We start from the raw sequence: 9,848 nt of genomic DNA on the forward strand, positions 1-9,848 counted from the left end.
CCACCGGTCTCTCACACGGCCCTGTCGATCCAGACGGCCGCACCGTTTCGCCGGCGCACACGAGTGACAAGCCCGACGGGGGCTGCGGGCTCCGAGATCACCGGAGAAAAAAACCGGCTCCCTGAAAGATCAATGATCCAGCCAAAAAGAAACAGAGCAAGAAGACGACTCTCTCTTATCGGCTTGGTCCTTCTCCTCATTCCATTCCTCGCCAGAGCCGAGGACCCCTCCCTGGCCCGGGCCAGGCATCTCATGGTGGAAAGGGATCTGAAGGGCAGGGACATCACAGATCCCCGAGTCCTGGCCGCTATGGAGAAGGTCCCGCGCCACCGCTTCGTTTCCAAGAAGCTGTGGCCAGCGGCCTACAGGGACCACCCCCTGCCAATTGCCGAAGGCCAGACCATTTCCCAGCCCTATGTCGTTGCCCTCATGACCCAATCGGTCAGGGTGAAACCCGGAGATCGTGTCCTGGAAATAGGAACCGGCTCCGGGTATCAGGCCGCCGTCCTGGCCGAACTGACCCCGGAGGTCTACTCCATCGAGATCCGCAAGGGGTTGGCCGAGAAGGCAAAGGCCGTGCTGGAGGAGTTGGGTTACGTGAATGTAAAGGTCAAACACGGTGACGGGTACTTTGGGTGGAAGCGCTACGCCCCCTTTGACGCCATTTTGGTCACCTGTGCGGCCAACCACATCCCGCCCCCCCTCATAGAGCAACTGCGAGTGGGAGGCCGGCTGATCATCCCGGTGGGAAGCACCACTTACTGGCAGACCCTCACCCTGGTGGAGAAGAAACCCGATGGCCTAGCCGTCCGACACCTGGGGAGTGTCAGCTTCGTCCCCATGATAGGTGAGGCCCGGAAAGGAAAATGAGACGACCCCTCCTACAAGATAGACCGTTCCCGCCGCCGTGAAGACCCCTGAAAAGCCTACCACCAGTGCCAAGGCAGCGGAAAGGACGGCACCGATTACGGAAAAGCAGCCATTGGCACACCAGGCCCAGGCAATAACGGGCGGGTCGGTCCTTTTCAAAAGCCTGACACCCAGGGGGAAGGGCATCCCCATAACCAGACCAAGAGGCGTGACCAGCAAGAGGGCAATGGCCACACGAATCCCGATTCCGAACCCGAGGAAGCGGTCCACCGCCGGGGGGAGGATCAAGAGATACCCCCAGATCAGAAGACCTACAACGAAACAGATTGCCGACAGGAAAGCTCTCAACCTACGATCCGCCACCCTTTGGGATAGGAGGCTCCCGATGCCGGATGATACCAACAGTCCGGAAGTGACCGTGGCCATTGCATAGACAGGATGGTCGAGAAAGAGAATCAATTTCTGAATCAGGACGATCTCCGCCAGCATGTAACCCAACCCCAGAGAGGCGAAGTAGGCAAGGACCGAGGCCCGGCCACTGCGTCTTCCTTTTGAATTGCTTCGCTTTCTCAGGAGGAGCGGCAATAGAATGAGGAGGGCAGAGGCGGCAATCGACTCCACCAGAACAACCGGGACCAGGTACCCCCCCTCCAGAAAGGGCTGCCATTTCTCGTGGATCGCCCTGTAAAGGGGAACCATCTTCTGCCATCTGAAGAAGTTGAAAAAAAAGGGGTCGTCGTCTGTAACAGGCCTCAAGTCAAAGAGATACTCCCGGAAAAGACGCTTCCTGGTTTCCTCGGAAAGGAGACTCCGAACCATTTCGAAGTAGATGGGGCGGGAGAATCGATTGAACCTGTTGGCATCAACCTCCTCTATGCCGGGGAAGTAGACCGTGTCGAACCTCTCCCTTTCACAAAAATCCTTCACCCTCTGGATGTCCCTCCGGGAGAAAGGGGTCCTTTTCAATAGGAGGGTAAAAGTACCCCAGCTCCGGATTGCGGTCAGGTGGAGTTCCGGCCCGGGAACCCCGATCCTGGCAAGGGCCGCCAAGACGAGTTGAACCAGCCTTATCTCCTGCCTGGGAGGGGGCAGCAGATACTGGGTAACCGAGAAAATCCCCTCCGGTTTCAAGTGGTTGAAGGCGTCTATTACGGCCTCCACCGTGAACATGTAGCTCTCCCGAATCCCCCCTATTCCAGTCGACGACGCTCCGAGGCTGCTGAGGGGTGAGTACTGGATCAGGTCATAGGAGAGCCCGGTCTGCCTGAGAAAACTCCGGCCGCTCTTCACGGAAGCAACCACCCTGGGATCCCTGAATAGATGGCCACCGAAGGCCCCATAATCTTCGGAGACCATCTCAAGCACAAGGGGATTGTCGAAGACCGCGTCGATTCTCTTGGCTCCCATGACCAAGCCCATCAGTACATCGAGCCCACCTCCGGGGTCAATCACCAGAACCCGGTCCCTCTCTCCTATCCAGTAGGCAAGGGACCCGGGCAGATGAGAGACAAAAGCCACAGGAGCCTTTCGGCCGTCGTAGCGGGTGATGGCCGTCATGTTGTCCCCGTCGACGGCCACCCCGAGCTGTGGGGGGAGAGGTTTCTGAAAACCGAGGCTCAGTCCTGGAGCGAATCGAACTGCAGGACTCTCGACCACATCGACCCGCGAGAAGGCGTTCCATCTGGTCTCGAGGATCCTGGCCGCGGGGTGCCAGAGGGCCACCTTGAGACTCTTGTAAGGCGAGATCCTCGTCTCGAGCACGCCCGGTTTCATCCACAGCAACAGGGCCATGGACGCCAGCACCACTGAAGAAACAATCGTGGTCCACCGGCGGGAGAGACTCCTCAACCCGAAGATCAACCCTCCCAGTCCAGCTATCATGGCAGGGACGACAACCGCCCCCTGCCCGCCAAACCGGTCGAAGAGAACGAGAATCAAGAGAGCCCCGCCCCCTGCTCCGGCAAGATCGAAGAAGTAAATCGTCCCCGCTTCCTCGGCGAGATAGACGAGGGCAGCCGAGACGCAGAGGCCGGAAAAGAAAAAGGGGAGGCTCAACAAGAGGTAGTCAGCGAGCAGGTATAGAAGCTGAAAACGATCCCAGGACATACGGAAGGGGTCAAAGGGGATGTTGTTCGCCCCCGCATATGCCCCCACACAGGTTATGGAAAAAAGCATGGCCGAGAAGGCCAACAATCGGGCCGGTCCTTTGCGGAGAAGAGACGGAAAGACAGTCAGAAAAGAGCCGCTCGCCCCGTATCCGAGCAGGGCCAGGCTTACCACCATGAAGGCGAAATGGTGGGAGAGGGCTACCGAGAAGAGCCGGCTCAAGACGAGTTCAAAGGAGAGAGCCGCAAGAGAAACCAGGAAAACGCCCGCACACATGGAGAGGCGTGTTCCTTCCTTCATGACGAGATCCCCAGGGGACTTCCGGATTCAAGACCCTGTCACCAGAGAAAAACAGATTGCGAGAGACTCGGGGATTTCAGACAAAGCCCTGCCAGCAAGGCACCCGCGGTGATGCCCGGCAGTCACCCTCCCTGGTCCTTTTTGTCCGGCTTCTCTTCCTTCTCTTTGTAAAGGGCCACGACACTCACCACCTCGATTCCCGCCCCCTTGAGGGCTTTCCGAACCTCGCCCTCCGTCGTGTCTCTCACCTTCACAATCAGATTCAGCTTTCCCATGGTGCTGCTTCTCCACTCCCCGGGCCCGGCTCGCTTCTGCTTTCGCGCTTCTAGCCGGAACCCGGATTCATGTCCCTGTCTTCCCGCTCCCGTTCATAATACCGCTTCACATAATCCTCGACGACCCGGAGGGCATCCAGGCCGAGGTACCGGGCATATTCCCTGATAAAGCCCTTCAGATAGACCAGGGCCGGAAGGCGACCGTAGTTCTCCTCCTCGATCAGGCGGAGGTTTGTACCGCTTATCTTGGTCCGCCTCGAGATCTCATTGAGATCGATTCCGAGGGTTTCCCGGATTCTTCTAAGAGCCGGCCCGCTGTACTCGAACCCTTCCTCGGAAATTATCCCTTCGATCTTCTCCCGCTCGTCTTGCCCCGGACGCTCCTGGCCGCCCGGGTTGACATGATTCGCCGAACGCAGCAGATCGCCGTCAATGAGGGACCCTCCCCCTGCCCTCCCCTCTCCCTCGACACGGCCGATGAGCTTGTCGTACTCCCGCCGGGTCCTGTCGTTGCCGATCGTTTCATATGCCTTGTCGATGAGCCTGGACACCTCCCGAATCTCGTCCTCCTCCAGGAGCGAATAGACGGCAATCGAGTCACGGCTGTAGGTCTTCTTTGCCCGCTCATAGGCCTCTCGGATCTCACTCTGACTCGCCCGAGGATCGACTTCGAGGATTTCGTAATAGTTCAGGTTTTCGAGACGCTTCACGGCTGCTACCCAGAGGCGGCTTGCTCTTGCCTTATGAGCCTGTTTGTGATCTCAGCGATGCACCTCGACGCCCTCGCATAGGGCCGTTCCAGTACGATGGGCTTTCTCCGTTGCACCGACTCCCATACCTCGTTGTCGTAGGCGACGTAGCCGAAATAGTCGAGATGGATCCCGAAGAAACGGAGGCAGGAACTCCTCATGGAAAATCCGACCTCCATATCCCCTTTGGTTCTCACCTGGTTGAGGATAAGCTTCGGCCTGAACCTCTCCATCTCGCCTTTGAGCCTCCGGCCCATCTCCTCATCGATCCCCTCGACCGCTTCGACCAGATCGAGAGGTGTCCTGATCTTCCTCTCGCTTCTCTGATCCATGGCAGTTTCGAGGATTCGGCGGGCGTCCTGGTGGCGGGTGAGCCTTCTCACCTTCCGGTAGAAAGCGCTCTTGATGAACCGGTAGGCGTTCTCCACCGAGGTGGGCTCAGGGGTGATCACCAGCATGCCTCCATCGGAGATGAGAAAGAAGTCGAGAACATTGAAGGAGTTTCCCGCCCCGAGATCGACTATGACATAGTCGGCCTTGAGGTTCTGAATGTGCCGGATGATCTTGAGCTTCTGATGGACCTTTGCGTTTGCGGCGTTCAGAACGTCCCGTGCCCCGATAACCAACCCCAGATTGGGCACCTCGGTCCTTACGATCACTTCCTCGATACTATTGATCCGCCCGTTGATGAAATCGTCCAGGGTAGCCACGGGGAGGGACAACCCCAGAAGGGTATGCAGATTGGCTCCTCCCAGGTCCGTATCCACCATGATAACCGCCCGGCCTCGCCTCGAAAGGCTTACACCGAGATTGGCCGCCACGAAACTCTTACCGCTCCCTCCCTTGCCTCCTCCCACGGCAAGAATCTCGGTCCTCCTCGAGACCCCGGTGGAATGACTCGTCACTTCATTGGGCAACCGCGACTCTCCTCTTCAAGAAAGTGAGCCTTCTGCCTCTCCCCGGGAGCAATGAATGGGGTTTCCCCTCGGCCCTGACTAGGCCTCGAGCCGTCCCTCCCTGTAGGCCTTCAGATAGCCTGCACAGTAGGCGTCAACCCCAAGCAGCGTCTCCGCAGTCAGGATGTCGGCCATCATTTTCCGGTCCAGAGGATCGATGATCAGCGAGTCGAGTCCCATGGCCATGGCCATAACGGCAAAAATCTGGTTGAGCTGCTTCCTCAGGGGAAGCCCATAGGAGATATTGCTCAAACCACATATGGTGTGAACCCCCTCGTGGCCCTCCATGATCCGCCTCACAGCCCGGAGAAACTCGATGCCGAAGCTCGAATCTGTGCTCACCGCCATGACAAGGGGATCGACATAGATGTCGTCCAAAGGGATGCCTGCCTGAGTCAGTTTCTCTATCAGTTGCGTAGCCACATCGAACCGCTCACCGGCCGTCTTCGGCATACCCTTGTCGGTCATGCACAGGGCCACGACTTTTGCCTTGTACTTCCCCACCAGAGGCAAAATCTCCTCGAACCGTTTCTGCTCCAAAGAGATCGAATTGATCATGGGCTGCCCCTTGTGAACTGCAAGAGCCGCTTCAATGGCCTTTGGATCCGGGCTGTCCAGACAGAGGGGGACATCGATCCTCGCCTGTATGGTCTCCACGAGCCAGGGGAGATACTCGACCTCCTTGTTCACGAAGACCCCTGCATTCACGTCCACCAGATGGGCTCCTGCCTTGACCTGATCCTCGGCCTCCTTGACTATGAAATCCGCATCTCTGTTCTCGATGGCCGGTTTGATCGCCTTTCGACTCGCATTGATACGTTCACCTACGATAAGCATGAGCAACTCCTTCCCATAGATTTGATTCGAGAGTCCCCCCGGTCCGTTCGGCCGATGGATCAGAGGGGACAGCCCCGTCGCGCCATCCGCTGAGACACGACTTCTCGGGCCATATTACCATGACAACCTGGGGTTTCCAAGGGCCTTGGCCGTGACCCTGGAGAACGCCCCTTCCCTGGAGACTTCGACAAAGACCCGAGGGTCCACGGCCCCCGCCTCGACGGCGGCCCCGAGCGCGGCCTCTGAGGCGACTTCCCGGGCGTGAAGCAGGGCCTCCTCCACCTCGCTATACCTGGCTCTCTCCCCCTCCGCCTGGACGTAGAAACACTGGATGTTCTCGTCTCCGTAAGGGTAGACGAGAGCCTCCCTCACGACCATCACCGACCCGGCCACGGCGCCCACCGCGTTGGCAACATGGGCAAAAGGGGGAAGAAAGAGAGGCGCCTTCAGATACTCGGCCACCCTCTTCAAGAACACACCGGCCGGTGCTCCTATCCCGATGATGGGGAATCTGCTCGATACGGCCACCTCGATGTAGGGGTTCCCGCCCGACACCCCCCGCTCGAGAAACCACTTCCCCCATGGGTCCCTGATTCTCTCCGGGAGGTCGGGGGCCTTTCTCCGGCCCAGAAAGACCAGCACCTCCTCCACAATCGAGACGGCCATATGATGGAAAACCTCCCGGCAAAGGGCCTCCTGTTCCCTTTCAAAAAGAGTACACGCGACGCCCACCGCCGCCCGGGCCGCTTCGGTGCTCCATGCCCTAAACTCACCCGTTACATGGAGTAGATCCGTGGGAGTGAGGGTAGACTGCCCTATCAGCCCCTGGCGGACGAGTTGGTCCGCATTCAGCTGTAATCGATGGTAGAGGCCGAGCCTCTCCAGAACCGACGTGAGAGAACAGGGGGCTCCGCCAAGGATCCTCACCAGTTCTCGCTGTCTTTCGTTTCTCAGGACGGTCGAGTCCGCTGCAAGGGGTTTCGGCAAGAACCAGTATTCCAGGTCCGTCGGTCTCCAGTCGAGGACAGGCCGGTTCCTGAGTCCGAGAAGCTCTTTCTCTACCGCCGGAAACTGTGCGGCAAGGTAGCACAGGGGAACCACCCTGGCAGGGCCGACCCTAAGGGTGCCGTTGAGATGGAAAGAGATCCTGCTGTCTCCACCAAGACCTATGGTGCGGATGTGAGCGGCCCTGACGGCCGTCTCCATCTCTCCCACGCGCGCCCCTTCCTCGCTGACCGCAATCTGGGAATCCTCTATCAAGGCGATATCCGTCGTGGTGCCGCCGACATCGATAACCACGGCGTCCCGATAGGCCGATAGGAATCTCCCCCCGATGGCGCTCGCCGCCGGCCCGGAGAGGATCGTTTCAACGGGCTTTTGAACCGCATCCCTGTCCGGCATGAGAGACCCGTCGCCCTTGACAATCATCAGGGGAGCCTCGATGTGATGGGCCTTGAGGGACTCCCTCACCGCCTCGATAAACTCCTGCATGACGGCCACCAGAGAGGCGTTGAGGCATGCCGTCGTGGCCCGTTTGATGGAATCGAGCCTCGTTGACAACTGGTGGCCGAGCACAACCGGGAGAGAGGACACCTGCCGGACAGCCTCAAAAGCCCGCTCTTCGTGGTCGGTGTTCACGGGGCTGAAGTAGCTGGAAATCGCGAGAGCATCCAGCTCGCCCTCTTTTTCTCTGATCCAGGCTACGATCCCCTCCTGGTCGAGGGGCTCCTTTTCGACCCCTTCCACCGTGTGCCCGCCCCGGAAGTACTCAAAACAGGGCGTGGGAAACCTCTTTTCCAGGTCATACCGCAGGATCAGCTCCCGGTCGTAGCCGATCAGCACAAGCCCCACCCTCCGTCCCTTACCCTCTGCGATCGAATTGGTGGCAAGGGTGCTCGAAATGCAGACGAGTTTCACCGACGACGGATCCTCCAGGGCGAGGCCGTCCAGGGCCGCGGTGATCCCCCTGGTCAGATCTTCCCGAGTCGTCAGCGTCTTGCTCGATGTGACGACCCTCCGGGTCACATAGTCGAGAAGAACCCCGTCCGTATAGGTTCCACCGGTATCGATTCCTATGATGTAATCGGGCTTAGAACGAGAGGGGTTTCTCCCTTTCTGTTTCGATCCCATATCAACCGCCCCTATGATCCAGAGATCTCCAACATGCTAATCCCGTGCCAGCACCGGGGGACCGGGTTCTCTCAACCCGGTCCCCCGTAACAGGCGATACGACTATCACGAGATGACAGGGTCGTGCAAGATCCCCCGTCAAAAAAGCGGGGCCCCCGGCAAAGCCCCGCCTCCGACTTCTTTCGGCCCTTCGACATCCGGGTCAAGAAGCCTTCTTGTCCGCCTTTTCGGCGATCTTTTTCATCTCCTCCATCAGCTTCTCGTCCATGGGCTCGGGCTGATGGGTCTCCAGGATCTGATCCATCTTCTCCTTCACCCTGGACCGATCCAAAAGCCGGGGAAACCAAAAATCCCTCCGATAGTGCTCCAACGTATGATCATCACTCAAATACTGCCCCCCAGGCCCTACCCGGTCTATCACATCCAATGCCAAATGCTCCTCGTCCACCCTCACACCCCTGCCTATGTGCTTCACCATCTCTATTATCTCATCACACAGTACCAACATCTCCAACGACCCGTTCAAACCACTCTCCAAATAACCCACATCGTGAATCAATGTCGCCCCTGATAACATCGCCGTATACAACGATACCGTCGCCTCTATGGCCGCCTGCTCATCCAATACCTTCGAATCACTACACCCCCCAGTCGAAAACATCGGAAGCCCCAACCACTTCGATATGTCCGTGCTCGCCGCAGACGCCAAAGCCAACTCAGGCGCCCCATAACTGAACGTCGAGGTCTTCATGTCCATGATCGTCTGCACACCACCCATCACCAACGGCATCCCAGGCCTCCTCAAATGAGATAAAACCAAACCCAACAAGGTCTCGGCCAAATCCTGCACCAACAGCCCAGCCACCGTCGCAGGCGCCGTCGCCCCCGAACTCGGACAAGGCGTGTACATCACCGGTATCCCCTTGTCCGAAGCATACAACAGCTTCTCCACCGCCTCCCTGGTATGCGTCAAAGGCGAACTCGGCTCTATATATATTATGAACAACGGGTTGACCCGAAACTCCTCCTCACCTCCACGAATCATACACCCCATCTCATGCAAGTCCCGTAGACCCTCTCCATCCACAGCCGTCAATATCAGAGGCTTGACCGTGTTGCTCACCATGGCCAAGAACTGATGCCTGTCGTATGTCCTCGGATTCGGCACATCAGATACCAATCCGTGAGACATGAAAAAATCAAAACCACCCAAATAATCCACCAACCTCGCCGCATCACTCACATCACTGTACCGATATCGCCTCCGCTCCCCGGTCTCACGATCATAAATAAACGGACAGTCCGACCCGGTCCCGAAATTCACCTCGTTCCTCTCCAAATGTACCGTCCTCCTGCCGTCCCTCCCGGCCAGGCTGATCTTCCGCGGAAAATCCCTCAACGCCCCCTCGACCATGGAAGCAGGAATCCTTACCAGATTCCCATCGGTCACAACCGCTCCACCACCCCGAAACAACTCCAAAGCCCCCTCGTGATATACCCTGCCCCCAGTCCTCTCCAATACCTCCAAGGCCGCCCCGTATATCGCCTCAATCTGCCCCTCGGTCAATACCCCAAACACAGGCCCCCGCTGCTCCACTAGATTCACCCTCATCTCCGTCCTCCTC

At 58.3% G+C, this 9,848-nt stretch carries 8 protein-coding genes; 1 reads left to right on the forward strand and 7 read right to left on the reverse strand.

The annotated features are described in order from the left end of the window. Positions 1–252 precede the first annotated feature (252 nt). Complete coding sequence (locus JRJ26_06205; protein ID MBW2057073.1) at positions 253–870, forward strand: protein-L-isoaspartate(D-aspartate) O-methyltransferase; 618 nt, start codon at positions 253–255, stop codon at positions 868–870. On the opposite strand, the gene JRJ26_06210 is transcribed toward JRJ26_06205, so the two are convergent. From JRJ26_06210 to JRJ26_06240, 7 genes are all read right to left on the reverse strand, one after another. Continuing rightward, positions 802–3,276, reverse strand: a complete 2,475-nt coding sequence (locus JRJ26_06210; protein MBW2057074.1) for a hypothetical protein — start codon at positions 3,274–3,276, stop codon at positions 802–804. The two genes, JRJ26_06205 and JRJ26_06210, sit on opposite strands and share 69 nt — an antisense overlap. Positions 3,277–3,398: 122 nt before the next feature. Then, positions 3,399–3,551 carry a hypothetical protein gene (locus tag JRJ26_06215; protein ID MBW2057075.1) on the reverse strand — a complete coding sequence of 51 codons (153 nt, stop codon included), beginning with the start codon at positions 3,549–3,551 and terminating at the stop codon, positions 3,399–3,401. Positions 3,552–3,601: 50 nt separating this feature from the next. Then, a complete protein-coding gene (locus JRJ26_06220) occupies positions 3,602–4,261 on the reverse strand; it encodes a helix-turn-helix domain-containing protein (GenBank protein ID MBW2057076.1) in 660 nt (219 codons plus the stop codon). Positions 4,262–4,266: 5 nt separating this feature from the next. Then, positions 4,267–5,217 (reverse strand): P-loop NTPase, encoded by a 951-nt coding sequence (locus JRJ26_06225; GenBank protein MBW2057077.1) that lies wholly within the window; start codon positions 5,215–5,217, stop codon positions 4,267–4,269. A 78-nt stretch (positions 5,218–5,295) separates the two neighbouring features. After that, positions 5,296–6,093, reverse strand: coding sequence for a methyltetrahydrofolate cobalamin methyltransferase (locus JRJ26_06230; GenBank protein ID MBW2057078.1), 798 nt, complete (start codon positions 6,091–6,093; stop codon positions 5,296–5,298). A 114-nt stretch (positions 6,094–6,207) separates the two neighbouring features. Continuing rightward, positions 6,208–8,223, reverse strand: coding sequence for a hydantoinase/oxoprolinase family protein (locus JRJ26_06235; GenBank protein ID MBW2057079.1), 2,016 nt, complete (start codon positions 8,221–8,223; stop codon positions 6,208–6,210). 202 nt (positions 8,224–8,425) lie between these two features. After that, the gene (locus tag JRJ26_06240; GenBank protein MBW2057080.1) at positions 8,426–9,835 is read right to left on the reverse strand and encodes a trimethylamine methyltransferase family protein; all 1,410 of its coding nucleotides are present in this window, start codon (positions 9,833–9,835) and stop codon (positions 8,426–8,428) included. Between the last annotated feature and the right edge of the window lie 13 nt (positions 9,836–9,848).

It is taken from the genome of Deltaproteobacteria bacterium, from assembly GCA_019308905.1.
Taxonomy (GTDB): Bacteria; Desulfobacterota; BSN033; order WVXP01; family WVXP01; genus JAFDHF01.

Coding starts and splice junctions, on each gene's coding strand:
- JRJ26_06205 (MBW2057073.1), top strand. CDS start 253: ATGGTGGAAAGGGATCTGAAGGGCAGGGACATCACAGATCCCCGAGTC.
- JRJ26_06210 (MBW2057074.1), bottom strand. CDS start 3,276: ATGAAGGAAGGAACACGCCTCTCCATGTGTGCGGGCGTTTTCCTGGTT.
- JRJ26_06215 (MBW2057075.1), bottom strand. CDS start 3,551: ATGGGAAAGCTGAATCTGATTGTGAAGGTGAGAGACACGACGGAGGGC.
- JRJ26_06230 (MBW2057078.1), bottom strand. CDS start 6,093: ATGCTTATCGTAGGTGAACGTATCAATGCGAGTCGAAAGGCGATCAAA.
- JRJ26_06235 (MBW2057079.1), bottom strand. CDS start 8,223: ATGGGATCGAAACAGAAAGGGAGAAACCCCTCTCGTTCTAAGCCCGAT.
- JRJ26_06240 (MBW2057080.1), bottom strand. CDS start 9,835: ATGAGGGTGAATCTAGTGGAGCAGCGGGGGCCTGTGTTTGGGGTATTG.